The sequence below is a fragment of the Thiemannella venezuelensis genome, assembly GCF_014203605.1.
Taxonomy (GTDB): Bacteria; Actinomycetota; Actinomycetes; order Streptosporangiales; family Streptosporangiaceae; genus Planomonospora_A; species Planomonospora_A venezuelensis.
The window spans coordinates 34,275-56,802 of record NZ_JACHJJ010000005.1 but is presented as its reverse complement, the minus strand read 5'-3'; the positions used below and the strand labels follow the sequence as shown (position 1 = coordinate 56,802).

18 protein-coding genes are annotated in these 22,528 nt (G+C 72.3%); 6 read left to right on the top strand and 12 right to left on the bottom strand.

Features of this window, described 5'->3' with window-relative positions; genetic code table 11:
* Positions 1 to 27 precede the first annotated feature (27 nt).
* On the bottom strand, positions 28 to 795 hold the full coding sequence (locus FHS22_RS09795) for a trans-aconitate 2-methyltransferase (protein WP_184940747.1): 768 nt from the start codon (positions 793 to 795) through the stop codon (positions 28 to 30).
* 69 nt (positions 796 to 864) lie between these two features.
* Between FHS22_RS09795 and FHS22_RS09790 the strand changes: the two genes are divergently transcribed.
* The gene (locus FHS22_RS09790; RefSeq protein WP_184940346.1) at positions 865 to 1,395 is read left to right on the top strand and encodes a MarR family winged helix-turn-helix transcriptional regulator; all 531 of its coding nucleotides are present in this window, start codon (positions 865 to 867) and stop codon (positions 1,393 to 1,395) included.
* A gap of 34 nt (positions 1,396 to 1,429) precedes the next feature.
* Here the strand turns inward: FHS22_RS09790 and FHS22_RS09785 are convergent, their stop codons facing one another.
* From FHS22_RS09785 to rsmA, 5 genes are all read right to left on the bottom strand, one after another.
* Positions 1,430 to 2,371, bottom strand: a complete 942-nt coding sequence (locus tag FHS22_RS09785; protein ID WP_184940344.1) for a CPBP family intramembrane glutamic endopeptidase — start codon at positions 2,369 to 2,371, stop codon at positions 1,430 to 1,432.
* Positions 2,368 to 2,937, bottom strand: coding sequence for a PadR family transcriptional regulator (locus FHS22_RS09780; RefSeq protein ID WP_184940342.1), 570 nt, complete (start codon positions 2,935 to 2,937; stop codon positions 2,368 to 2,370). The genes FHS22_RS09785 and FHS22_RS09780 overlap by 4 nt, the downstream gene beginning before the upstream one ends.
* A 165-nt stretch (positions 2,938 to 3,102) precedes the next feature.
* Complete coding sequence (locus FHS22_RS09775; RefSeq protein ID WP_184940341.1) at positions 3,103 to 4,917, bottom strand: ABC-F family ATP-binding cassette domain-containing protein; 1,815 nt, start codon at positions 4,915 to 4,917, stop codon at positions 3,103 to 3,105.
* Between the two features lie 45 nt (positions 4,918 to 4,962).
* Positions 4,963 to 5,865: a 4-(cytidine 5'-diphospho)-2-C-methyl-D-erythritol kinase gene (locus FHS22_RS09770; protein WP_184940339.1), complete on the bottom strand. Its 903-nt coding sequence runs from the start codon at positions 5,863 to 5,865 to the stop codon at positions 4,963 to 4,965.
* Positions 5,866 to 5,992: 127 nt separating this feature from the next.
* Positions 5,993 to 6,838 carry a 16S rRNA (adenine(1518)-N(6)/adenine(1519)-N(6))-dimethyltransferase RsmA gene (gene rsmA / locus FHS22_RS09765; RefSeq protein WP_184940337.1) on the bottom strand — a complete coding sequence of 282 codons (846 nt, stop codon included), beginning with the start codon at positions 6,836 to 6,838 and terminating at the stop codon, positions 5,993 to 5,995.
* Between the two features lie 225 nt (positions 6,839 to 7,063).
* Between rsmA and FHS22_RS09760 the strand changes: the two genes are divergently transcribed.
* Entirely contained in the window at positions 7,064 to 8,893 is a 1,830-nt protein-coding gene (locus tag FHS22_RS09760) for a serine/threonine-protein kinase (RefSeq protein ID WP_338047685.1), read from the top strand.
* Positions 8,890 to 10,305 (top strand): FG-GAP repeat protein, encoded by a 1,416-nt coding sequence (locus tag FHS22_RS09755; RefSeq protein WP_184940336.1) that lies wholly within the window; start codon positions 8,890 to 8,892, stop codon positions 10,303 to 10,305. Before FHS22_RS09760 ends, FHS22_RS09755 begins: the two co-directional genes overlap by 4 nt.
* A gap of 119 nt (positions 10,306 to 10,424) precedes the next feature.
* Here the strand turns inward: FHS22_RS09755 and FHS22_RS09750 are convergent, their stop codons facing one another.
* A complete protein-coding gene (locus tag FHS22_RS09750; protein WP_184940744.1) occupies positions 10,425 to 11,270 on the bottom strand; it encodes a TatD family hydrolase in 846 nt (281 codons plus the stop codon).
* Between the two features lie 205 nt (positions 11,271 to 11,475).
* On the opposite strand from FHS22_RS09750, the gene FHS22_RS09745 reads away from it, so the two are divergent.
* The gene (locus tag FHS22_RS09745; protein WP_260407822.1) at positions 11,476 to 11,727 is read left to right on the top strand and encodes a GNAT family N-acetyltransferase; all 252 of its coding nucleotides are present in this window, start codon (positions 11,476 to 11,478) and stop codon (positions 11,725 to 11,727) included.
* 297 nt (positions 11,728 to 12,024) lie between these two features.
* On the opposite strand, the gene FHS22_RS09740 is transcribed toward FHS22_RS09745, so the two are convergent.
* From FHS22_RS09740 to FHS22_RS09730, 3 genes are all read right to left on the bottom strand, one after another.
* Complete coding sequence (locus tag FHS22_RS09740; protein ID WP_184940334.1) at positions 12,025 to 13,299, bottom strand: ATP-binding protein; 1,275 nt, start codon at positions 13,297 to 13,299, stop codon at positions 12,025 to 12,027.
* A gap of 206 nt (positions 13,300 to 13,505) precedes the next feature.
* Positions 13,506 to 15,293, bottom strand: coding sequence for a methionine--tRNA ligase (gene metG / locus FHS22_RS09735; protein ID WP_184940332.1), 1,788 nt, complete (start codon positions 15,291 to 15,293; stop codon positions 13,506 to 13,508).
* Positions 15,294 to 15,382: 89 nt separating this feature from the next.
* On the bottom strand, positions 15,383 to 16,654 hold the full coding sequence (locus tag FHS22_RS09730) for a glycosyltransferase (protein ID WP_184940330.1): 1,272 nt from the start codon (positions 16,652 to 16,654) through the stop codon (positions 15,383 to 15,385).
* A gap of 101 nt (positions 16,655 to 16,755) precedes the next feature.
* Here FHS22_RS09730 and FHS22_RS09725 point away from each other — a divergent pair, with 101 nt between their 5' ends.
* Positions 16,756 to 18,312, top strand: a complete 1,557-nt coding sequence (locus FHS22_RS09725) for a hypothetical protein (RefSeq protein ID WP_260407821.1) — start codon at positions 16,756 to 16,758, stop codon at positions 18,310 to 18,312.
* On the opposite strand, the gene FHS22_RS09720 is transcribed toward FHS22_RS09725, so the two are convergent.
* Complete coding sequence (locus tag FHS22_RS09720; protein ID WP_184940328.1) at positions 18,251 to 19,822, bottom strand: dolichyl-phosphate-mannose--protein mannosyltransferase; 1,572 nt, start codon at positions 19,820 to 19,822, stop codon at positions 18,251 to 18,253. The two genes, FHS22_RS09725 and FHS22_RS09720, sit on opposite strands and share 62 nt — an antisense overlap.
* 21 nt (positions 19,823 to 19,843) lie before the next feature.
* Positions 19,844 to 20,710, bottom strand: a complete 867-nt coding sequence (gene rsmI, locus FHS22_RS09715) for a 16S rRNA (cytidine(1402)-2'-O)-methyltransferase (RefSeq protein ID WP_184940326.1) — start codon at positions 20,708 to 20,710, stop codon at positions 19,844 to 19,846.
* A 199-nt stretch (positions 20,711 to 20,909) separates the two neighbouring features.
* On the opposite strand from rsmI, the gene FHS22_RS09710 reads away from it, so the two are divergent.
* Positions 20,910 to 22,430: a dolichyl-phosphate-mannose--protein mannosyltransferase gene (locus tag FHS22_RS09710; protein ID WP_184940742.1), complete on the top strand. Its 1,521-nt coding sequence runs from the start codon at positions 20,910 to 20,912 to the stop codon at positions 22,428 to 22,430.
* Positions 22,431 to 22,528 lie beyond the last annotated feature (98 nt).

Here is a 22,528-nt window from a genome sequence, read left to right as displayed (position 1 = left end):
GTTCTCGCAGTATTTATTGCTCCTCCCCTACCCGTCCAGCGCCGGTTTGCGCGCCACGACGAAGATCCGCCGGAACGGGAAGACCGTCCCGTACGGCCTGCGCGGGTAGGCGTCGTCCAGCAGGGCCGCGAAGTCGGCGAGGAACTCGTTGCGCTCGGCGGGAGGCAGGCGGTCGATCACGGGGCGCAGGGCGGTGCCGCCGACCCAGTGGAGCACGGCGTTCTCCCCCGGCAGCACGTGCAGGTACGTCGTCTCCCAGGCCTCCACCGCGCAGCCGAGGGCGGCGAGCTGCTCCAGGTACTCCGCCGGGGTGCCCACCGGCTCGTGCCGGACCAGGTCCCCGAGCCATTCGAGCCACTTCGTCCGGCACAGGTCGCGCAGGATCACGTGGCTGGGGGCGTCGAAGTTGCCCGGCACCTGGAAGGCGAGCCACCCGTCCGGGGCGAGCGCCTCCACCCAGCGCGGCAGCAGCTCCCGGTGCTCGGGAACCCACTGCAGGACGGCGTTGGAGACCAGGACGTCCACCGGGCGGCCGGGCGCCCACTGCGTGACGTCTCCGACGGAGAAGGAGAGCCGCTCCCCCGCGGGCGCCTTGTCCACCATCGCGGGCGAGGAGTCGAAGCCGTGCACCTCGGCCCCGGGCCAGCGCCTGGCCAGCTCCGCGGTGAGGTCTCCGGTGCCGCAGCCCGCGTCGACGACGTAGGAGGGGTTCTCGGCGGCTATCCTGCCGACGAGGTCGAAGAACGGGCGCGCCCGCTCGTCGGCGTAGCGGCCGTAACTCGCTGGGTCCCACATATCTCTTGACATCAAGATAATTGATATCCCCGGATATATCTCGATGTCAAGAAAGCTAGACTGCGTGTCATGACCCCGCACCACCCCGACCGCGCCGAGGACGAAGTCGATCGCCTGGTCGCGGCCTGGCGGCAGGAGCGCGACGACCTCGACGTCGAGCCGCTCCAGGTGCTCAGCCGCGTCTCCCGCCTGGCCCGCCACCTCGACCGCGCCCGCCGGGCCTCCTTCGCCGAACACGGCCTGGAGACCTGGGAGTTCGACGTGCTCACCGCCCTGCGCCGGGCCGGCAAGCCGTACGAGCTGAGTCCGGGGGCCCTGCTCCGCGCCACCCTGGTCACCTCCGGGACGATGACCAACCGCATCGACCGCCTCGCCGCCACCGGTCTCGTACGGCGCCGCCCGGACCCGGAGGACCGGCGCGGCGTCCTGGTCTCGCTGACCGAGGCCGGGCGCGAGCGCGTGGACGACGCCTTCGCCGACCTGCTCCGCCGCGAGCGCGAGCTGCTGTCCGGCCTCGGACAGCATGAACAGCAGGCCCTGGCGGGCCTGCTGCGCACGCTACTCATCCCTTTTGACGCGACCGACACCGGAGCGCACTAAGGCACTCTGCCCGATCCTCCGGCCCTAAACGCGATCAAGAACGAACCGGTCGCCCGAGCGCGCCCGCGTCCCGGTTCCGGCGGTGCAGGAGGAGGAGTCCCGCCCCGCCGAAGAGGAGGACCGAGACGACCGAGTTCGGGGCGAGGCCGAACAGCGCGTCGCCGTGCCCCTCGTAGCTCACATGGCCGTTGAGCAGGAGCGGGGTCACCAGCGCGTTGCTGACCGTGTGGAGCACCACGCCGGGCCAGATCGAGCCGGTCCGCACGCGCATCTCGCCGTAGAGGACGGACAGCGCCATGATGCCCGCGAAGAAGAACGGCAGGTACAGCGCCCACGGCAGCGACGTGGACCGGCGGAAGTCCTCCTGGGACATCCAGACCGTGTACAGCGGGAGGTGCCACAGCCCCCACACCAGCCCGACGAGGAGGTGCGGGGCGACGCCGCGCAGGCCCAGAGCCATCGCGGTGCGGGTGCCGTAACCGCGGAAGATGAACTCCTCCAGCAGGTTCTTGACCACCAGGAAGCCGAGCGTGGTGGCGAACGCGACGGGGAGGGAGGGCGCGCCGGCCGAGGGGGCGGCGGAGAACGTCGCGACGCCGGTGGCGGCGGCCGCCGCCACCGCGACGGCGGTCGTGACCAGCGAGAACCCCGCCGCGAACCCGAACCAGCGGACACGGCCCGCGAAGCGCGGCGTGAGCCCCAGGGGCCCGGCGCCGTCCCGGCTGAGGAAGTGGAGGGCGAGCGCGGTCAGCGCCGGGACGGCGATCCACAGCCCCTGCCCGTTCGTGCCGCCGCTGGTGGAGGTCACGCTCCCGGTGCCGACGGCCTCCCCTGTCGCCCGGTCCATGGCGGCGAAGAGCCAGCCGCCGCCGACGGCGACGGCCGAGAAGACGGCGAAGTTGATCCGGGCGCGGAGCCGCGAGAGGGGACGGCGCCGCTCCGTGGCGGCCGTGACGTCGGCCGGTGCGGTCATCATGATTCTCCGTTCGCGGGGGCGTCGTTCGCGGGGGCGTCTCCGAGCAGGGCGAGGGCCTCGCCGATCCAGGCGAGGACGCCTTCGGCGTCGTGCCTGCCGGCGGAGACCGTCATCAGGACGTAGGGCAGGTCCGCGGAGCCCTCCTCCTCGGCGGAGAGCGTGCGGGCCAGGTGGTCGTACTCGGCCAGGCTCCGCTCCGCGTCCGCCTTCGCCTCCAGCAGCAGCTCCCGGCACTTCTCCGCGCCCAGGACCCGGCCGAAGAACAGGCGCAGCAGGAGCCCGTTGCGCGGGGGCGCCGCCGTGATCGGCTCGCTCAGCAGCTCGCGCAGGCGCGCGGTGCCGGACTCGGTGATGACGAAGGTCGACGAGCCGGAGCGCGGTCCCTCGCGGCGCTCCACATGGCCCTGCTGTTCGAGGGCGTTGAGCGTCGGGTAGATCTGCCCGAAGCTCTCACTCCAGAAATGCCCGAGCACGTCCCGGATGGCCTCCCGCAGCGCGTAGGCCGTCATCGGGTGCATGCTCAGGCCCCCCAGGACCGCCGTCTCCGTCTGGCTCCGCCGTGCCATCGGCACCTCCTTCTCTCTGTTAGATATATCTAACAGATAGAATACACAGAGGCAATCCTCCGGACGGAGGAGATCCGGGTCCGGGACGACCGGGAACGGACCGGCCCTCGTCCTGGGTCCGTTCCACGCCGCGCCGCACGAGCGCCCCGCCTCGGGGGCGGCGCGCTACTCGCCGAGGCGCTCGGCGACCTCCAGCCACTCGGCCTCGACGGTCTCCTTCTCCGCCCGGACGGTCTTGAGCTCGGCGTCCAGCTCGGCCAGGCGGCCGTAGTCGGCGGCGGCCGCGGCCATGGAGTCGTGCAGCTTGGCCTCCCGGCCGCCGAGCTTGTCGAGCTGGCGCTCCAGGCGGGAGAGCTCCTTGCGCAGCTCGCGCTCCTCCTTGGCCGACAGTCCGGGCTCCGCCGCCGGGGCGGCGGTCGCGGGGGCGGCGGCCGTACCGGGACCCGTGCCGGAGACGGAGGCCGCGCGGGCCGACAGCGCCCCGCCCGCGGCACGCCGCTGGAGGTACTCGTCCACGCCGCCGGGGAGCATCGAGAGCCTGCCGTCGCCCAGCAGGGCCACGCAGCGGTCGGCCACCCGCTCCAGGAAGTAGCGGTCGTGGCTGACCAGGATCAGCGTGCCCGGCCAGCCGTCGAGCAGGTCCTCCAGCTCGTTGAGCGTCTCGATGTCGAGGTCGTTGGTCGGCTCGTCGAGCAGCAGCACGTTGGGGTCGTCCATGAGCAGCCGGAGCAGCTGCAGCCGGCGGCGCTCGCCGCCGGACAGGTCGCCGACGACCTTCCACTGCGCCTCGCCCTTGAAGCCGAGCCGCTCCAGCAGCTGGGAGGCCGTCCACTCCTTCTTGCCGACCTGGATGAACTTGCGGACCTCCTCGACCGTCTCCAGCACCCGCCGGGCGGGGTCGAGCTCGGTCAGCTCCTGCGACAGGTGGGCCAGGCGGACGGTCCTGCCCCGCACCACCTTGCCGGAGTCGGGCCGGACGGTGTCGGCGAGCAGCCGCAGCAGCGAGGACTTGCCCGAGCCGTTCACGCCGATCAGGCCGATCCGGTCGCCGGGGCCGAACTGCCAGGTGCAGTGGTCCAGCACCAGCGGGCCCTGGCCGGGCCCCCCGGCGTGCAGGGTGACGTCCTCGAGGTCGTAGACCGTACGGCCCAGCCGGGCGGCGGCGAACTTGACCAGCTCGACGCTCTCCCGGGCCGGCGGCTCGTCGGCGATCAGCGCCTGGGCGGCCTCGATGCGGAACTTGGGCTTGGAGGTGCGGGCGGGCGGGCCGCGCCGGAGCCAGGCGATCTCCTTGCGCATGAGGTTCTGGCGGCGGGCCTCGGAGGCCGCGGCGATCCGGGCGCGCTCGGCCTTGGCCAGCACGTAGGCGGCGTAACCGCCCTCGTAGCGCTCGACCGCGCCGTCGACGACCTCCCAGGTGCGGGTGGAGACCGCGTCCAGGAACCACCGGTCGTGCGTGACGACCACCAGCGCGGTCTTCCGCGCCGACAGGTGCCTGGCCAGCCAGTCGATGGCCTCGATGTCGAGGTGGTTGGTGGGCTCGTCGAGGATGATCAGATCGTGCTCGCCGATGAGCAGCCTGGCCAGGGCCGTACGGCGGCGCTCGCCGCCCGACAGGCTCCCCGCCGGGGCCGTCAGGTCGATGTCGCCGAGCAGATTGGCGAGGATCTCCCGGACGCCCGCGTCACCGGCCCACTCGTGCTCGGCCCGGTCGCCGAGGACGATGTCGGCCACCGAGCGCGCCGGGTCCAGGTCGTCGCCCTGGGAGAGGGCGCCCACGTGCAGGCCCCGGTTGTGGGTGACCCGCCCGGCGTTGGGCTTGAGCTCCCCGGCGATCACCGAGATCAGCGTCGTCTTGCCGCCGCCGTTGCGGCCGACCACCCCGATGCGGTCGCCCGCCTCGATGCCGAGGGAGACGTCCTTCAGCAGCGGCTTGGGACCGTAGGAGTGGGAGACCGACTCAAGGTTGACCAGATTCATCGTGGGACAAGGGTATCCAACGACCGCACGCGCTCACTCCGGCGCTCACACCACCGTGGGGCCGGGGACCGGGCCGTGGGCGGTCAGGACGTCGCGGGCGACGCCCGCCTCCGTGAGGGCGGCGGCCAGGGCGGCGGCGTGGGCCTCGGACTCGGCCAGGAAGGCGCAGGTCGGACCGGAGCCGGAAACCAGGGAGCCCAGGGCGCCGTGCGCGCGGCCGGCGTCCAGGGTGCGGGCCAGGGAGCCGCGCAGCGACAGGGCGGCCGGCTCCAGGTCGTTGGCGAGCTCGGCGCCGAGCGCCTTGGCGTCGCCGGCGCGGAGCGCGGCCAGCAGCGCCTCGCTGGTCCGCGGCGCGGCGACCTGCTCGCCGCCCTCCGCGCGGACGCGGTCGCACTCTCCGTAGACCTTCGCCGTGGACAGGCCTCCGTCGGCGAGGGCGAGGACCCAGTGGAACCTTCCGCCGACCTCCAGGGGGGTCAGCCGCTCGCCCCGGCCGGTGCCGACCGCGGTCCCGCCCAGCAGCGCGAACGGCACGTCGCTGCCGAGGTCGGCGGCGATCTCCATCAGGTCCTCGACCGGCAGGCCGAGCCCCCAGAGCTCGTTGCAGGCGACCAGCGCCGCGGCGGCGTCCGCGCTCCCGCCCGCCATGCCGCCCGCGACCGGGATGGCCTTGCGGATCGCCAGGCTCACGCCGTACGAGCGGCCCGCGTGCCGGGCCAGCGCGACGGCGGCCTGGATGGCGAGGTTGTCGTCGTTCTCGGGCACCTGGTCGGCGGACTCGCCCTCGACCCGGACGCTCATCCCGGTCTCCGCGACGGCCGTCACCTCGTCGAAGATCGAGACGGCGTGGAAGACGTTCACCAGGTCGTGGTAGCCGTCGTCGCGGAGCGGCCCCACCGCCAGCTGCAGGTTGACCTTGGCGGGAACGCGGACGGTCACGGAGTCCATGGATTCCCCTCGGAACACTCGTCGTTCACGGTGTCCGATCGTAACGGGACCGCCTTCCCGCCCACGCCGCCGGACCGGCGCCGCATCCCGCGGGCGGTAGCCGCACCCCGTGGGCGGCGCCCGTACACTACGGGCGGTTCTCGGCGATCCGGGCGAAATCCTCGACCGTGAGCTGCTCCCCGCGCGCCGACGGGTCGACCCCGGCCGCGCGCAGCGCGTGCTCGGCGGCGGCGGCCGTACCGGCCCAGGAGGCCAGGGCGGCGCGCAGGGTCTTGCGCCGCTGGGCGAAGGCGGCGTCCACGACCGCGAAGACCTCCTCACGGGCGGCCCCGGTGGCCGGCGGCTCGCGGCGGGTCATCGCGACGAGGCCGGAGTCCACGTTGGGGACGGGCCAGAAGACCGTCCGGCCGACGGGGCCCGCCCGGCGGACGTCGGCGTACCAGGCCGCCTTGACCGAGGGGATGCCGTAGATCTTCGACCCCGGTACGGCGGCCAGCCGGTCGGCCACCTCCGACTGCACCATGACCAGCACGTTCCGCAGCGAGGGCAGGGTCTCCAGCAGGTGCAGCACCACCGGCACCGAGACGTTGTAGGGCAGGTTGGCCACCAGCGCGGTCGGCCGGTGCTCCGGCAGCTCCTCCGGCCGGACGCGCATGGCGTCGGCGAGCACCACGGTGAGCCGCCCGGCCAGCTCCGGGGCGCGCTCGGCGACGGTCAGCGGGAGCTGGGCGGCGAGGACCGGGTCGATCTCCACCGCGACCACCGCGCGGGCCTCGGGCAGCAGCGCCAGCGTCAGCGAGCCCAGGCCCGGCCCGACCTCGATGACCACGTCGTCGGGGCGGAGCCCGGCGACCCGGACGATCCGGCGGACCGTGCCGCCGTCGATCACGAAGTTCTGCCCGAGCTTCTTGGTCGGCCGGATATCCAGCTTCTCCGCCAAATTACGTATCTCCACCGGCCCCAGCAGGCTCATGATTGTTCCCCGCCCGACGGCTCGGAACCGGCACTCGCCCGGATACCCTGCCCGGGGGCCCGCCCGCCGCGTTCGATCACTTTCCCTCTTCCCACGTCATCCGACAAGTTTCCCGCATCGAACGCCATGCGGCGACGCATCATGGACACGGGAGGTTCCGTTGTGGATACCGTTAGCCCTCGGGGGACGGTCGGCGAGGAAGGGGAGTCCCCCCGTGGAGAGAACGTGAACCAGGCCGGTGTCGGAGGGCTGAGGCCCGGCGATCCCGAGCAGATCGGGCCGTACCGCCTGCTCGGCCGGCTCGGCGAGGGCGGCATGGGCACCGTCTACATGGCGCTGGCGCCGACCGGGCGGCCGGTGGCGGTCAAGGTGGTCAAGGCGGAGTTCGCGATCGAGGACGGCTTCGCCGCCCGGTTCCACGCGGAGGTGGACAACGCCCGGCGGGTGGCCTCCTTCTGCACCGCCCAGGTGCTCGACAACGGCAACGCCGGCGACGGCCGGCCGTACATGGTGACCGAGTACATCGCGGGCACCCCGCTCTCCCGCCAGATCGCCGAGCACGGCGCGCTCGAACCGGGGCCGCTGCACGGCGTCGCCCTCGGCGTGGCCGCCGCGCTGGCCGCCATCCACGTGTCGGGGCTGGTCCACCGCGACCTCAAGCCCGCCAACGTGATCCTGTCCATGTCCGGGCCGCGGGTGATCGACTTCGGCATCGCCCGCGCGCTGGACTCCACCTCCGGGTTCACCAAGTCGGGCGAGGTGCTCGGCAGCCCCGGCTGGTGGGCCCCCGAGCAGGTGCGCGGCCAGGAGATCACCCCGGCGGCCGACGTGTTCGCCTGGGGCTGCCTGGTCGCCTACGCGGGCAACGGCCGCCACCCGTACGGCCGGGGCGACATGATCACCATGGCCACGCGGCTGCTCAACAGCCCGCCCGACCTCGGCGCGCTCCCGGCGCCGCTGAACGACCTGGCCCGCCGCGCCACCGCGATGGACCCCTACCAGCGCCCGACCGCGCAGGACCTGCTGATCGCCCTGGTCGGCGGGGGGATCGCGGCCCCGTCCGGCGGCCCGTCCCCGCAGCTCCGGGTGGACCCGCCCACGCTGGTCGCCACCGACCTGCTCGGCGAGTCGTGGCAGCCGCCGCCCAACGTCGAGCCCGACTCCACCCAGACGCTCGGCGCCATCGGCACGCTCGGCGCGGAGGCGGACACCCCGCCGCCCCCGTATCCATGGACGTCCGACACCTCCCCGGGAGAGTCCGGGGCCGGCACCCGTCCGGGCGGCGCCTCCCCGGCGTCCGGGACCCTGCCGCCGGGCGGCGCCACCCCGGCGCCCGGCCCGCTCCCGCTCCCGGAGACCGGATCCACCTTCTTCCCCTCCCCGCCCGGAGACGGGGCAGGGGCCCCGCAGGCCGGCGCGGGAGCGCGTGCCGCGGCCCCCGGGACCCCCGCGCCGGCACCGGGAGGCGGTCCACCGGGCCAGGGGGTCCGCCCCCCGCTTCCCGGCGCCCCTTCCCCGGGCGCCGCCGCTCCCGGCCGGGAGCGGCGGCGCTGGATGATCGCCGGGCTGGCCGCGGTGGCGGCGCTGGCGGTGACAGGAGTCGTGCTGGCCAACACCGGCGGTGACGGTGCCGGGCGGGCGACGCCCTCGCCGGGCGCCTCCGCTCCCGCCGGGAACACCGACGTCGGCCGGCGGATCGCGCTCGGCTCCCCCGTGGAGGACCCGCACCTGATCATCCCCCGCGCTCCGGCCTGCGGCCTGGCCTCCTACCGGGGCGCCACACCGCAACGCGGCCGGTTCTGCGTGGTCCGCTGGATCCTGGTCAACACCGGCGGAAAACTGGTCCCGCTCGCCCGCACCCCGCTCACCCTGGTGGACGACCGGGGCGTCTCCCACGATCCGGGAGCGCTCGCTCCCGAGCTGCCGACCGCCCTGACCCCCGGCGGCAGGGTCGACGGCGAGTTCGTCTACGACCTGCCCCCGGCGCGCACCCCGGCCCGGCTGACCGGCCGGGTGGTCGAGGGCGGCGGGGAGATCGAGGTGAGGCTGTCATGAGGTTCCTGCTCTCCCTCCTCCTCGCCGCGGCGCTCCCCGTGCTGCCCGCGGGCGCCCCCGTCCCCGGTTCCGCCGTCCCCGTCGCCGCGGCCCCCGATCCCTGCGCCTCGGCGGGCGAGAGCGACTTCGACGGCGACGGGGTGGACGACGCCGTGGTCGGCGACCCGTTCGCGGACGTGGCGGGCGCGGACGGCGCGGAGACCGTGAACGGCGCGGGAGCCGTGCACGTGCTGTCCGGCCGGAGCGGGGAGGGGGCGGTCGTGACCGCTCCCGGGCCCGCCGCCGGAGACGGTTTCGGCTGGTCGGTGCGGCTGGTCCACATCGACGGCGACCGCTGCGCCGACCTGCTGGTCGGCGCGCCGTACGCCGACCTGCCGGCCGGGGAGGACGCCGGGGCGGCCTACGTGGTGTACGGCGGGACCCCGCGCGACCCCGTCCGGCTGACCGCCGCCGAGCCGGAGGCCGACGCCCACTTCGGCTGGTCCCTGGCCGCGCGGGGCCCCCTGGTCGCGGTGGGGGCGCCGCACGAGAACGTCGACGGGGTGGCCGACTCCGGCGCGGCCCACCTGTTCGAGACCTCGGCCCTGGACCGGCCCTGGAAGATCTCCCAGAGCACAGACGGGGTCACCGGCAACAGCGAGGTCGGCGACATGTTCGGCTGGGCGGTGGAGCTGGGCAGACTGGGCGGGACGGCGGGCGAGCTCGACCTCGCGATCGGCCTGCCGTACGAGAACGACGACGGGACGGGCGTGCAGGCCGGCGAGGGGAAGCTCGACTCGGGGGCGATCGGCGTCCTGTTCGACGTGCGGAAGAACCGGGGGAAGCAGGTCAGCAAGAAGTGGGACCTGCGTGAGATCACCGAGGCCGACGCCGGCGACCGGTTCGGCTACGCCCTCGCCTACGGGGAGGACGGGGACACCTCCTACCTGGCCGTGGGCGCGCCGCTCGGCGACGGCGAGTCGGTGAAGGACTCCGGCGTGGTCCAGCTCTTCCAGGCCTCCAGCACGGCGGAGATCACCCCGGGGCCCACGTTCGGCCAGGGCCGGGAGGGTGTCGCGGGCGACGGGTACGGCTTCGCGGTGGCCTTCTCCGAGGGCGGGGAGCTCCGGCTGGTGGTGGGCGTCCCGTTCCGCGGGCCGGACCAGCGCGGCAGCGTGAGCCTGTTCCCGGTGGGCGGCGGTTCCGGCCGGGCCCGGGTGGTCGACGGGACCGGGCCCGGCGAGCGCTTCGGCTGGTCGGTGGCGGCCAGCGGAAACAAGATCGTCGCCGGTGCCCCCGACCGGGGGACGTCGGGAGGCGTGACGCTGCTGGGCCGCAACGACGGCGCGGCGACCCCGGCCGCCCCCGGAGCGGGGAAGGTCCCCGCCCTCGACCGCGGCGGCTCCGCCGACTTCGGCTCCGCCACGGGCTGAACCTCGCGGAACGCGCCGGGCCGGCGGGAGACCGCCGGCCCGGCCGAGACCCGCCGGCGGACCCGCTGAGACCGGGCGGGCCGGTCACGGCCTCCCGGTGGCGCTCCCGGCCCGGCGGCTCACCACGCCCCGAAGGCCCGCTCCCCGTTCGCGCTGATCGCGGCGGTCAGCTCGCCGGCCTCCATGCCCTTGACCTCGGCCAGGCAGCGCACGACCAGCGGGATGAGGTAGGGCGCGTTCGGCTTGCCCCGGTGCGGCATGGGCGGCAGGTAGGGCGCGTCGGTCTCGACCAGGATCAGCTCCCTGGGCGCCACCCGGGCCGCCTCGCGAAGGTAGCCGGCGTTCTTGTAGGTGACCGGGCCGGAGAAGGACATGAAGTAGCCGGCCTCGGCGCACTTCTCGGCCATCTCGGCGTCACCGGAGTAGCTGTGGAAGACCACCGCGTCGGGCGCGCCCTGGTCGGCGAGCACGCGGAGCACGTCGTCGTGGGCCTCCCGGTCGTGGATGACCAGGGCCTTGCCGGTCCGCTTGGCGATCTCGATGTGCGCCCGGAAGGAGGCGTGCTGGTCGTCCCTGGAGGCCCAGTCGCGGTAGTAGTCGAGGCCGGTCTCCCCGACCGCCCTGACCTGGGGCTCGCCCGCGAGCTCCTCGATCTCCGCCAGGACCTCGGGGGTCGCGGCGTGCGCCTCGTTGGGGTGGATCGCCACCCCGGCGTAGACGTCGCGGTGGATTCTGGCCACGTCGGCGTTCCACCGCGAGGAGGCCAGGTCGTAGCCGATCGTGACCAGCCGGGTCACCCCGACCGCCCGGGACTCCTCGAGGATCTTCTCCACACTCGCCCCGGCCGCCTGCGCGGCCTGCGCCACGGGATCACCCGAGGACGCCTGGCGGTTGCCCACCATGATGTCGAGGTGGCAGTGGCTGTCGAAGACTTCGCTGGTCAGCGCTTCCGGCGCGGCGGGCATCGTGGTCACACGGCCCAACCTACCGCCAGCCGGCCGGCGGGTGTCCTGAGAGCGTCTCTCCACAGAACGTGAGAACCCACCGCCGCGTTTCTCACCGGCGCTCCACCCGGCAGGCCACCGAGCCCTGAGCACCGACCCGGCCCCGGCCCCGGAGTCCCGGAGCGCTTCCTGAAAAATGACGGTCATAGTGCCTGAAAATCAGCGGTTGCACCAGCTGAAAATCAGGCAGCCCACCGCTGATTTCGTGGATGCGGAAGTCCGGCGGCAGGGTATCGCGACGGCGGTGATCGAGTGGGTGGCGCGGGATGCCAAGGAGCGCGGCTTCCCAGGCCTCTACTGGAACACGCTGGAAGACGCCCCGGCTCGCGCGCTGTACGACAAGGTGGGCAAGTTCCACAAAGGGCTCATCCACTACGCCTACCGGCGTGACGTGAACCAGACCCCCACCCAGCGCTGAGGGGCGACCAGGGCAGGGCGATCTCGACGGGACCGACGACGGCCGGCGGAACGATCCCGTCGAGTGAGGCGGCCGGCCCGTGGAACACCGCCAAGCCGACTCCGACGTCCTGCCGGCTTGCCTCCGGCCCTCCAACCGACCACTTTCTCCCACTCTCCGCTACCGCGTCATCGAGAGCGGGCCATAGTCCATCAACCGGACGCGCAACAGCTGAAAACCCTGCTGACGTAGCTGAAAATCGTTAGCTCATCCCATGAAGATCACGCTTCTGACCCATGAAAATCATAAGGTGACCCGTCAATCTGTATAGCCCGGCAGACGAGTGTGTCCCCACAGGGCCGACACCGGCAGCGAGAGAATCCGGTCCCCGAAGGAGAGCGCCTGCTCTCCCAGATGGAGGACCACTCCGGCCACGAACCGGTCTCCCAGCTTCTCCCTCAGCCACACCAGATGCTTGGCCGCCCCGAGCCCGGGAGAGACGCTGGCCTTCACCTCGATGGCGACCACCTCACCGCGAGGACTCTCCAGAACGATGTCCACCTCATGGTCGTTGCTGTCCCTGTAGAAGTACAGGTCGACGCGGCTCAGGCTCATGGCCTTGAGCTTGGTCAGCTCTGCCACCACGAAGGTCTCGAGCAGCCCTCCCAGCGCCCTGTGTCCGGGGGTGCGCAGTTTGGCACGCGTCACGGAGAGAAGCTGGGTGGCCAGTCCCGAGTCGGTGATGTACGTGCGCGGGGTCTTGGCCGCCCGGGTGTTCAGATTCGCCGCCCACCCCTGAAGGTCGTTGGTGAGGAACACCATGTTCAGGTAGCTCAGGTAGTTGCGCACGGTGTCCCTCCCCAGATCGGCGTCGCGGGCCAGGTCCGCCAGAACAGCGGGGCTCCCGGCCCGCGCAGCGATCAGGACGAGAAGCCGGGAAAGACTTCCGACGTGGTGCACCTGCGCGAAGTCGGTGATGTCACGGTTGAGGATCGTCGACGCATACCCCTCGTACCATCTGGACCTCGCGAGGTCCGACTTGAGTGGGAACGTCTCCGGATAGCCGCCTCGGATGATCGCTTCAAGGTAGTCCTCGCGGCTCCATTCCGATCGCGCCCCGATCAGCGACTGCGGCTCCTCGAAGACCCGCTCGATGAAGTCGATCGGCCCTGCCACTCGCTCGGACAACGACAGGGGCCACAGGTCGAGGAAGCCGGCGCGTCCCGCCAACGACTCGGAGAGTGTGGGGATGGTGAGGAACTTACTGGACCCTGAGAGGATGAACTGGCCACGGTCTCGACTCTCGTCCACGGCCATCTTGATGGCCCGCACGAGTTTGTCGCCACCCCGCTGGATCTCATCGATGATGAGCGGCCGTGGCCTTCCCCTGACGAAGGAGACCGGATCCTCCAACGCGGCGGCCAGCGTCTTCTCATCGTCCAACGTCACGTACTGCCCGCCGCGCACGGCGTGGGCCTGCCGGAGGAGCGTGGTCTTCCCCGACTGTCGCGGCCCGTTGACGATGACGATCCGCAGCCCGGAGGCGAGCTCGTGCAGGAGAGGCTCGATCGCTCGGGGAATCAGTCGGCTCATGTACCCACGATAGCGAGGTCAGACTATGAAATTCACAGGATGACAAGGCGATTTTCATAGGACGACTTCATGAATATCATGAGGTAATGGGGCGTTTCTCGCAGCCGAGGCCATAAAAAACCGCCCGGACCTGGATAGTCCGGGCGGTTGGCCGCAGTCGACGTGCTGCCCGGCAAGGGCGGCTGGGGCCGTACGGCTCCCGCGGGCTACTCGCCGAGGCGGGCGAGCTCCTCATCGACGATCTTGGGGTCGAGCTTGCGGAACAGCGGGGTCGGCGGGGCGAGCGGGGTGCCGGGCCGGATCGGGGTGGACTCCCAGCGGGCGCCGCCCTCGTAGGAGCCGGTGATGACCGGGTAGCTCCGGCCGCCCTCCTCCACCTCCTGCAGCTCCGGCATGCCCGACCAGAGGCCGGTTCCCCCGAGCATCGCGTGGATCTTGTTGGAGGAGTTGGGCAGGAACGGGGTGAGCAGGGTCTTGGCGTCGTCGACCACCTGCAGGGCGACGTGCAGGATGGACTTGACCCGCTCGGGGTCGTCCTTGATCTTCCAGGGCTCCTGCTCGGCGAGGTAGCGGTTGGCGTCGCGGACGACGTCGAACGCCTCGGTGACCGCGTTCTTGAACCGGGAGCGGTTCAGCTCGGCGCCGACCGGCGCGAAGGCCGCGCGGGACCTGGCCAGCAGGGCGCGGTCGGCGTCGGTCAGCTCACCCGCCTCGGGGACGGCCCCGAAGTTCTTGGCGGCCATCGAGATCGAGCGGTTGACCAGGTTGCCCCAGGCCGCCACCAGCTCGCCGTTGTTGCGGTTGAGGAACTCCGACCAGGTGAAGTCGGTGTCCTGGTTCTCCGGCCCGGCGACCGCGATGTAGTAGCGCAGCGCGTCGGCGTCGTAGCGCTCCAGGAAGTCGCGCACGTAGATGACGACCTGGCGGGAGGAGGAGAACTTGCGCCCCTCCATGGTCAGGAACTCGCTGGAGACGACCTCGGAGGGCAGGTTCAGCGCGCCGAGCGGGCCGGCCGTGCCGCCGCGGGCGCCCTGGCCGTTGTAGCCGAGCAGCAGCGCCGGCCAGATCTCCGAGTGGAAGACGATGTTGTCCTTGCCCATGAAGTAGTAGCCGCGGGCCTCGGGGTTCTGCCACCACTGCCGCCAGGCGTCCGGGTCGCCGGAGCGGCGGGCCCACTCGATGGAGGCGCTGAGGTAGCCGATGACCGCGTCGAACCAGACGTAGAGCCGCTTGTTGGCCTGGTCGCTCCAGCCCTCCAGCGGGATCGGCACGCCCCAGTCGAGGTCGCGGGTGATCGCCCGCGGGTGCAGGTCGCCGAGCAGGTTGAGGGAGAACTTCAGCACGTTGGGCCGCCACTCGCCCTGCTTGGACTGCAGCCAGGTGCCGAGCACCTCGGCGAAGGCGGGCAGGTCGAGCATGAAGTGCTCGGTCTCCACGAAGACCGGCGTCTCGCCGTTGATCCGGCTGACCGGGTTGACCAGCTCGATCGGGTCGAGCTGGTTGCCGCAGTTGTCGCACTGGTCGCCGCGGGCGCCGTCGTAGGAGCAGATCGGGCAGGTGCCCTCGATGTAGCGGTCGGGCAGCGTGCGGCCGGTGGACGGCGAGATCGCGCCCATCGTGGTCTTCGGGAAGATGTAGCCGTTGGCGTGCAGGCCCTTGAAGATCTCCTGCGCCACGGCGTAGTGGTTCTCGGTCGTCGTCCGGGTGAACAGGTCGTAGGAGAGCCCCAGGGCCGTGAGGTCCTCGGCGATCACCCGGTTGTAGCGGTCGGCGACCTCCCGGACGCCCAGGCCCTCCTTGTCGGCCTGGACCTGGATGGGCGTGCCGTGCTCGTCGGTCCCGGAGACCATCAGGACCTTGTTGCCCGCCATCCGCTGGTAGCGGCTGAAGACGTCGGACGGCACGCCGAACCCGGAGACGTGCCCGATGTGGCGGGGGCCGTTGGCGTAGGGCCAGGCGACCGCGGTCAGGATGTGCTGGGACTGCTGGGACATGGCCCTAAGCCTAGTGCCGGTCGCCTGTGGATCCTGTGCCTACCCGCGACACGGCCGGATCCGCCCGCGGCCGGCCGGCCGCGGGAGCCTCAGGCGGTGCTGGCCTCCCGTTGCTCCGCCTCGTCCTCGCCCTCCCGGGCCTGCGCGCTCTGGCGCTCCCGGGTCACGGCCTCGGCGGCCTCCTCGGCGGCGGAGGCGGCCACGTCGATGGGCGTCTCCTTGGTGCGGCGGATGCCGAGGATGCTGATGAACAGCGAGGCCAGGATGGTCTGGAAGCTGACGATCAGCGCCGTCGCCGAGGGCACGACGATGCGCAGCGACTCCGACGGGATCAGCGGGCCGAAGCTGCGCGTCTGCCAGTGCACCAGCGAGGCGACCAGGCCGCCCAGACCGGCCAGGGCCAGCAGGCCGCCGGCGACCAGCCCCTTCTCCAGGGTCACGATGTCGACGAGCCTGCGCACCCGCCGGTCCTCGGGCAGGAAGCCCTCCTCGGCCGCGTACACCTTCGTGAACAGGGCGAACAGCACCGCCTGGAAGCCGATCACCACCATGGCGGAGGCGCCGACCAGCGTGTCGACGTCGAAGGCGAGCTTGCCGATGTAGACCGGGCCGAAGGTCAGCAGGGTGCCCGCGACCAGGCCGAGGGTCATCAGGGCCAGACCGGGGATGAAGAACAGCCAGCGCGGGCTGTAGAGCATCAGGAAGCGCAGGTGGCGCCAGCCGTCCCGCCAGGAGCGCAGGTGCGGCGGGCGGGAGCGGCCGTCGGGCGAGAGGGTCGTGGGGACCTCGCGCACGTCCAGCCCGGCCAGGGTCGAGCGGACCACCATCTCGCTGGCGAACTCCATGCCGCCGGTCTGCAGGCCCAGCCGCAGGATGGAGTCGCGCCGGAAACCGCGCAGCCCGCAGTGGAAGTCGCCGATCGCGCTGGGGAAGAAGAGCCTGCCGATGAAGGAGAGCACCGGGTTGCCCAGGTAGCGGTGGAGCGGGGGCATGGCGCCCGGCGCGATCCCGCCCTTGAACCGGTTGCCCATCACCAGGTCGGCGCCGTCGCGCAGCTGCTCCACGAAGGGCAGCAGCGCGGTGAAGTCGTAGGAGTCGTCGGCGTCGCCCATGATGACGTACGTGCCGCGGGCGGCGCGGATGCCGCCGATGAGGGCGTTGCCGTACCCCTTGGCGTCGATGTGCACGACCCTGGCCCCGGCGTCGCGCGCGAGCTGCTGCGAGCCGTCGGTGCTGCCGTTGTCGGCGATCAGCACCTCCCCGTCGATGCCGTGTTCGCGCATGCAGGCCAGGGCCTTGCGCACGCAGGTCTCCACGGTCTCCGCCTCGTTGAGGCAGGGCATGACCACGGTCAGTTCCACGTCTCGAACCCTTCAGTCACAGCACAGGCAATCCCACCATGATGCCCCCTACCTTCAGGTGCCCGCGTCGTCTCGGCCAAACGGCTGGCATTCTGTAATGCATGGTGACCGTCGCGGATCGACCACGCCTGGACACACCCCCGGCCGGCAGGAAGGCCCGGGTGCTGATGTTCCTGCGCCGCCATCGCGTCTTCGCCGCCGTCCTGGCGGCGGCGTTCCTGCTCCGCCTGGTCACCATGCTCGGGTACGGCCCCGCGCTGTGGTTCAACGACTCCTACGAGTACGTCTCGGGAGCGGTCAACCCCGACCGGCCCAGCGCCCTGCGCCCGAACGGCTACTCCTTCTGGCTCCTGCTGCTGCGCCCCTTCCACAGCTTCGGCCTGGTCGCGCTCACCCAGCACCTGATGGGGCTGGGCGTGGCGGCGCTGGTCTACGCGCTGCTGTACGCGCGGTTCCGGCTGCCGGGCTGGGCCGCGACGCTGGCGGCGGTGCCGGTGCTGTTCGACGCCTACCAGATCCAGCTCGAGCACATGATCATGTCCGACACGATGTTCATGCTGCTGGTCGTGGGCGTCGTCACGCTGGTGCTCTGGCACCGCACGGTCACCTGGAAGCTCGGCGCGGTGATCGGGCTGCTGCTCGCGCTCACCGCGCTGACCCGCTCGATCGGCCTGCCGATCCTCGCGCTCGTCGCGGTCTACATGCTGGTCAAGCGCGCCGGATGGAAGCCGATCGCGGCCATGGTGGCCGCGTGCGGGATCCCGGTGGCCGGCTACATGGCCTGGTTCGCCTCGGCGCACGGCCCCTTCGCGATGACCAACAGCGACGGCGCGATCCTCTACATGCGGACCGCGCTGTTCGCCGACTGCACGAAGATGGGCGTCGACAAGCGCACGGAGCTGGAGCTGGCGCTGCTGTGCATCAGCGACCCGCCGGAGCAGCGCCACTTCTCCGGGCAGAAGTACCTGTGGTGGGCGGAGAACGGCCAGCGCTTCCACGCCTTCGGGACGGGCGCCACGTTCACCCCCGAGATGAACCGGACGGCCGGCGAGTTCGCCAAGCGGGCCATCCTCTCCCAGCCCGGCGACTACCTGGCGCTCGTGGCCGGCGACTTCTTCCGCGCCTTCCACTGGGGCCGGCCGCGCTTCCCCGACGCCAAGACCTACCTGCAGTACGAGTTCCCGCCGGACACCAAGGTCCTGCCCGTCTGGTCGTCCCCGAAGGGGAGCACCACCGACCGCGACGCGCAGGCCTACGATCCGGGCCTGCCCACCGCGGTGATCAGCGAGAAGCAGCGGGTGGTCGGCACCGACGTCCACGACCCGTGGGCCTCCTTCATGCAGGGCTACCAGCGGGTCGTCCGGCTGCCGGGCATCGTGCTCGGCGCCCTGCTCCTGGTCGGCCTGGCCGGGGTGGCGGCGCGCCGGCGCACGCTGGGCGGGCCGGTGCTGCTGCCCTGGCTGGCCGCCTTCGGCCTCATCCTCGCCCCGGCGGCGACCGCCGAGTTCGACTACCGCTACCTGCTGCCCGCGGTGCCGCTGGCGTGCCTCGCCGCGGCGATCTCGCTGCGCCACGGGGTCCGGCGGCCCCGCCCGCTCAGCCGGGCCCTGCCCACCCCCGCGTCAGCATCCGCCGCCACCACTCCTCGTAGGGGATGACCTCCGCCGAGAGCACCGGGTGGAGCCACCAGAAGTTGGCCAGCACGAGCAGCGCGAACGTGCCGGCCAGCGCGGCCCCCACCGCCCTGCGGTTGGGCGGGGCGTCCGCGCGCCCGACGACCAGCCCGGCGGCGAGCACGATCGCCAGGATCATGAACGGGACCACGGGGAGCGCGTAGAACAGGTACATGGTCCGGTCGTCCGCGACCGCGTAGTAGAGCCAGGGCAGCCAGCCCGCGGCGCAGGCGGCCAGCACGGCCCCGGCCCGCCAGTCGCGGGCGGCCGTGTACCAGGCGATCATCGCGATGAGCGCGGCGAGCGCGCCGTACCAGATGACCGGGGTGCCGACCCCGAGCACCGCCTGCGCGCACCGGTCGGCGCCGCACCCGCTCTGCGGGGTCTCCCAGTGGAACGCCACCGGGCGCAGCAGCAGCGGCCACTCCCACGGCTCGGACTGGTAGTCGTGCGGGGTCGACAGGCCGCTGTGGAAGCCGAGCACCTGCACGTGGTAGGCCAGCCAGGATCGGAGGGAGTCGAAGACGAAGAAGAACGGCCCCTGCGAGGTGGCCTGGCCCCAGTTGCGCCCCCAGCCGTTCGGCGAGGCGAACCAGCCCGCCCAGGAGGCGACGTAGGCGACGGCGGGGACCAGCGCCATGGCCAGCAGCGCGGTGGGCGCGTCCCGGTCCAGCGCCCCCAGGTACGGCCTGCGCAGGCCCACGGCGCGGCGGGCGCCGGCGTCCCAGACCAGGGACATGACCGCGAAGGCGACCAGGAAGAAGACCCCGGACCACTTGACCGCGCAGGCGGCGCCCAGCATGGTCCCGGCCGCGATCCGCCACGGGCGCATGCCGAGCCACGGCCCCCGCTCGCTCAGCGGGGAGGAGCCGTACCAGTCCGCCAGTCCGGCGCGCATGCGGTCGCGGTCGACCACCAGGCAGGCGAACCCGGCCAGCACGAAGAGCATCAGGAAGACGTCGAGCAGCGCCGTCCGGGAGAGCACGAAGTGCAGGCCGTCCAGGGCCAGCAGGAGCCCGGCCAGGCAGCCCAGCAGGGTGGAGCGGGTCATCCGCCGGGCCGTCCTGGCCAGGATCAGGATCGACAGCACCCCGGCCGCGGCCGCGGCGAACCGCCAGCCGAAGGGGTTCATGCCGAAGAGCTGCTCACCGGCCGCGATCAGCCACTTGCCCAGCGGCGGGTGGGCCACGAAGAGCGGGCAGGGGTCGGCGTCCGGGGGCGTGCACGTCTCCCAGATGCGGGTGTCCCCGGCGACGAGCAGGCGGTCGGCGACCGGGTCCTCGGCGCTGCCGAGCGCCTTGCGCTCCACGCCGAAGGTGAGCAGCGCGAACGCGTCCTTGGCGTAGTACGTCTCGTCGAACATGACCGCGTGCGGCCGCCCGAGGTCGGCGAAGCGCAGGATCGCGCCGAACCCGGCGACCAGCAGCGGGCCGAGCCGGCCCCACAGCACGCTGCCCGGCATGGACGGCACCAGCCGCTCCCGCGTTGATCCCATTCAGGAAATTATGGTGACAAATCAGCTCCGGTGGACAGCGTCATAGAGATCGCGTTTGGGAATTCCCGCGATCTTGGCGACGTCCGCGATCGCCTGCTTGCGCGGCACACCCGTCTCCGCGCGCCGTTCCACTTCGGCGACCAGGTCCTCGATGACCGGCTCCGCCTCCTGTGCGACGTGCCCGCCGACGACGACGGTGATCTCACCCCTGACGCCCGGGGCGGCCCACTCGGCGAGCTCTCCCAGACCGCCCCGCCGTACCTCCTCGTAGGTCTTGGTGAGCTCCCGGCAGACCGCCGCGGGGCGCTCGGCCCCGAAGGCCTCGGCCATCGCCGCCAGCGCCGCCGCCAGCCGGTGCGGCGCCTCGAAGAAGACCATCGTGCGCTCCTCGGCGGCCAGGGCCGCCAGCCTGCGCGCCCGCTCGCCCGGCTTGCGCGGCGGGAACCCCTCGAAGCAGAACCGGTCGCTGGGCAGCCCGGAGATCGCCAGCGCGGCGGTGACCGCGGACGGACCGGGCAGCGAGGTGACCGTGACCCCGGCCTCGACGGCCAGGCGGGTCAGCCGGTAGCCCGGGTCGGAGACGCCGGGCATGCCCGCGTCGGTGATGACCAGCACGGTGTAACCCGCCAGGAGCACCTCCAGCAGTTCGGCGGCCCGGCCGGTCTCGTTGGCGTCGTAGTAGGAGACGATCCGGCCGCCGATCTCCGCGCCCAGGTCGGCGGCGAGGCGGCGCAGGCGGCGCGTGTCCTCGGCCGCCACCACGTCGGCCGTCTCCAGCGCCTCGCGCAGCCGCGGGGAGGCGTCACCCGCCTGCCCGATCGGCGCCCCCGCCAGCACCAGCCTGCCGTTCCCGGTCCCGCTCTCCGTCACCCTCCCATCCTCCCCCATCCCGGACCGGGCTCCGGCGCGGGGAGAAGCTCCCTAATTAAGGGGTTAAGGGGTGTTTCCCGGGTGACAGGGGCGGCCCGGCCCGTACGATGTCCCGGTGGCCGTGACCGACTTTCCTGACCAGGCGTTCGAGCAGCCGGAGCCCGAGCCGTCCCCGCGCGGGCCCGCCGACTCCGTGCACGACCGGCTGGTCCCGCCCATGCCCGGCAGCGTGCTGTGGGGCTGGCTCGGCCCGCTGCTGGTCGCCGGGTTCGGCGCGATCCTGCGCTTCGTCAACCTCGGGCAGCCGCACGCGGTCATGTTCGACGAGACGTACTACGCCAAGGACGGCTTCGCGCTGCTCACCTTCGGCGCCGAGCACAACACGGTCAAGGACGCCGACAAGCTCCTGATGCAGGGCGACCTGAACATCTGGCAGCAGTGCGCCCCCGAGGAGCTCGACAAGTGCGCCTCCTACGTCGTGCACCCGCCGCTGGGCAAGTGGCTGATCGCGGCCGGTGAGCAGCTCTTCGGCATGAACCCCTTCGGCTGGCGGTTCGCCGTGGCCGCGGCCGGGGTGCTGTCGATCCTGATCCTGGCCAGGACGGCCCGGCGGATGACCCGCTCCACCCTGCTGGGCTGCCTGGCGGGCCTGCTGCTCTCCCTTGAGGGCCTGCACTTCGTGCTCTCCCGGACGGCGCTGCTCGACGTCTTCCTGATGCTCTTCGTGCTGGCCGGGTTCGCCTGCCTGGTGGTCGACCGCGACCGTGCACGGGACCGCCTCGCCGACTGGTACGTCAAGGCGCCGGCGGGCGTCCAGGGCCCCTGGCTCGGCATGCGCCCGTGGCGGATCGCGGCCGGGACCATGCTGGGCGCCGCCTGCGCGGTCAAGTGGTCCGGGATCTTCTTCCTGGTCGCCTTCGCGGTCATGTCCCTGGTCTGGGACGCCGGCGCCCGCCGCGCCGTGGGCCTGCGCAGGCCGTACACCGGGGCCCTCAACAAGGACGCGCCCACCGCGCTGCTGGCCATGGCGCTGGTCCCCGCCGTCACCTACGTCGCCTCGTGGGCGGGCTGGTTCGCCTCGCCGAACGGCTGGGGGCGCAACTGGGGCCAGGCCACCTCGCAGGGGCCGTTCTTCTTCGTCTTCGACTCCGCCCGCTCCTGGCTGGCCTACCACTTCCAGATCCTGAACTTCCACGAGGACCTGTCGACCCCGCACGCCTACCAGTCCGAGCCGTGGGAGTGGCCGCTGCTGCTGCGCCCGGTGGCGTTCTACTACGAGTCGGTCAAACCCGGCTGCGGGGACGCCAACGGCTGCTCCCAGGCGGTGCTCGGGGTCGGCACCCCGGTCATCTGGTACGGCGCGCTCGCCGCGCTCATCGCGATGATCGCCTGGTACGTGGCCACCCGCGACTGGCGGGCCGGGGCCGTGCTGCTGGCCTACGCCGCGGGCTGGCTGCCCTGGCTCTACTACGCGATCGCGCACGACCGGACGATGTTCCTGTTCTACACGATGCCCCTGATCCCGTTCATGATCCTGGCGATCGTGCTCGCCGCCGGGCTGATCATCGGCCCGGCGGACGCCTCGCCGCGGCGGCGGCTGATCGGGGCGGGGGTGACGGGGGCCTTCATGCTCCTGGCGCTGGTCAACTTCTGGTGGCTCCACCCGGTGCTCACCGCGGAGAGCATCCCGTACACGGACTGGCATGCGCGCATGCTCTTCAAGAAGGGCTGGATCTGACCGTTCGCATACGAGCCGCTTAGAGCTGATTTCGTAGGGTAGGCGACGTGCGCGATCCACTACGTCACGTTCATCGTCAGGGCAGGCCGGCATACGGC

What these genes read in the sequence shown, in the direction of transcription:
- FHS22_RS09795 (WP_184940747.1), bottom strand. Translation starts at nt 795, where the DNA reads ATGTGGGACCCAGCGAGTTACGGCCGCTACGCCGACGAGCGGGCGCGC.
- FHS22_RS09790 (WP_184940346.1), top strand. Translation starts at nt 865, where the DNA reads ATGACCCCGCACCACCCCGACCGCGCCGAGGACGAAGTCGATCGCCTG.
- FHS22_RS09785 (WP_184940344.1), bottom strand. Translation starts at nt 2,371, where the DNA reads ATGATGACCGCACCGGCCGACGTCACGGCCGCCACGGAGCGGCGCCGT.
- FHS22_RS09780 (WP_184940342.1), bottom strand. Translation starts at nt 2,937, where the DNA reads ATGGCACGGCGGAGCCAGACGGAGACGGCGGTCCTGGGGGGCCTGAGC.
- FHS22_RS09775 (WP_184940341.1), bottom strand. Translation starts at nt 4,917, where the DNA reads ATGAATCTGGTCAACCTTGAGTCGGTCTCCCACTCCTACGGTCCCAAG.
- FHS22_RS09770 (WP_184940339.1), bottom strand. Translation starts at nt 5,865, where the DNA reads ATGGACTCCGTGACCGTCCGCGTTCCCGCCAAGGTCAACCTGCAGCTG.
- rsmA (WP_184940337.1), bottom strand. Translation starts at nt 6,838, where the DNA reads ATGAGCCTGCTGGGGCCGGTGGAGATACGTAATTTGGCGGAGAAGCTG.
- FHS22_RS09755 (WP_184940336.1), top strand. Translation starts at nt 8,890, where the DNA reads ATGAGGTTCCTGCTCTCCCTCCTCCTCGCCGCGGCGCTCCCCGTGCTG.
- FHS22_RS09750 (WP_184940744.1), bottom strand. Translation starts at nt 11,270, where the DNA reads ATGCCCGCCGCGCCGGAAGCGCTGACCAGCGAAGTCTTCGACAGCCAC.
- FHS22_RS09740 (WP_184940334.1), bottom strand. Translation starts at nt 13,299, where the DNA reads ATGAGCCGACTGATTCCCCGAGCGATCGAGCCTCTCCTGCACGAGCTC.
- metG (WP_184940332.1), bottom strand. Translation starts at nt 15,293, where the DNA reads ATGTCCCAGCAGTCCCAGCACATCCTGACCGCGGTCGCCTGGCCCTAC.
- FHS22_RS09725 (WP_260407821.1), top strand. Translation starts at nt 16,756, where the DNA reads ATGGTGACCGTCGCGGATCGACCACGCCTGGACACACCCCCGGCCGGC.
- FHS22_RS09720 (WP_184940328.1), bottom strand. Translation starts at nt 19,822, where the DNA reads ATGGGATCAACGCGGGAGCGGCTGGTGCCGTCCATGCCGGGCAGCGTG.
- rsmI (WP_184940326.1), bottom strand. Translation starts at nt 20,710, where the DNA reads ATGGGGGAGGATGGGAGGGTGACGGAGAGCGGGACCGGGAACGGCAGG.
- FHS22_RS09710 (WP_184940742.1), top strand. Translation starts at nt 20,910, where the DNA reads ATGCCCGGCAGCGTGCTGTGGGGCTGGCTCGGCCCGCTGCTGGTCGCC.